At 74.8% G+C, this 940-nt stretch carries 1 protein-coding gene and 1 pseudogene; both read right to left on the bottom strand.

Annotation, left to right across the window (positions count from 1 at the left end):
- Window positions 1-137: 137 nt before the first annotated feature.
- Complete coding sequence (locus EAO77_RS35695; RefSeq protein WP_147992467.1) at window positions 138-746, bottom strand: DUF1349 domain-containing protein; 609 nt, start codon at window positions 744-746, stop codon at window positions 138-140.
- A gap of 5 nt (window positions 747-751) precedes the next feature.
- Window positions 752-940: pseudogene (locus EAO77_RS35690) on the bottom strand (aldehyde dehydrogenase (NADP(+))); the annotation flags it as partial.

Raw genomic sequence — 940 nt, 5'->3', positions numbered from 1 at the left:
GGGCATTCCCCCTCCGGGGGTCCTGGGCGGGAGGACGTCCCCGGGCCGGGCGCGCCGCACCCGCGCGTGGGGCGGCACCGCGCCGCGCACGGTGTCCTGCGCCGGACGGGCCGCGGCCCGCCCGGCGTGTTGCCGCCTCAGCTGCCGTCGCGGAGGTTCTCCGGCCACCCCTCGCGGAACTCGATCGCGCCGAAGGAGACGTCGCAGCCCTCGCCCACCGGCGACTGCGCCATGAAGCCGACCAGCGCCGCGCGGGCGCTCTCCTCGTCGCCGAGGGCGAAGATGCGCACGAAGGTCCACCGCTCGCCGTCCGTCGAGGCGTGGAAGGCGAAGGCGTTGCCCGTGCGGCTGACCCTCAGCCAGACGCTCTCGCCCTCCACCGTGAACGAGTTGGCGTCGTCGGAGTGGCCCCGGGTGACGACCGTGCAGACGGTCGGCAGGTCCGGGGAGAGCTCCATGCAGAGCTTGGCCCACTCCTGCTCGCCGACGTGGACGTACAGCACGCCCGCGTCGAACGCCGCGGCGAAGCGGACGTCGACGCGTGCGACGAGCTGGAAGTCGCCCTCGGGCGCGCCGAGCAGCCGCGGTGCGTCGGCCGCGGGCTCCGTCACGGGGCCGGTCGGCGGGACGAAACGGTCCTGCCGCGCACCGGCGGTGACGGTCAGCAGCCCGTCCTCGTACGACCAGTCGGCCTCGGGGCCGTAGGCCCGCAGCGGGAAGGGGAGTTCGGGAAGTTTCAGGTCCATGGAGGTCAGTTCTCCAGTCGGCCGTCGACCCGCCGGGGAAGGCGGAGCGGGTTGTCGTCGCGGAGTTCGGGAGGCAGCAGCGCCTCGGGCGTCGTCTGGTAGACGACCGGGCGCAGCCAGCGTTCCACCGCGGTGCCGCCCACCGAGGTGGAGGTGGAGGTGGTGGCGGGGTAGGGGCCGCCGTGGTGCTGGGC

Origin of the sequence: Streptomyces sp. T39, from assembly GCF_008042045.1 — a bacterium.
Taxonomy (GTDB): Bacteria; Actinomycetota; Actinomycetes; order Streptomycetales; family Streptomycetaceae; genus Streptomyces.
Note: the sequence above shows the minus strand (reverse complement) of the source record. Positions and strands in the feature narration are given on the sequence as shown.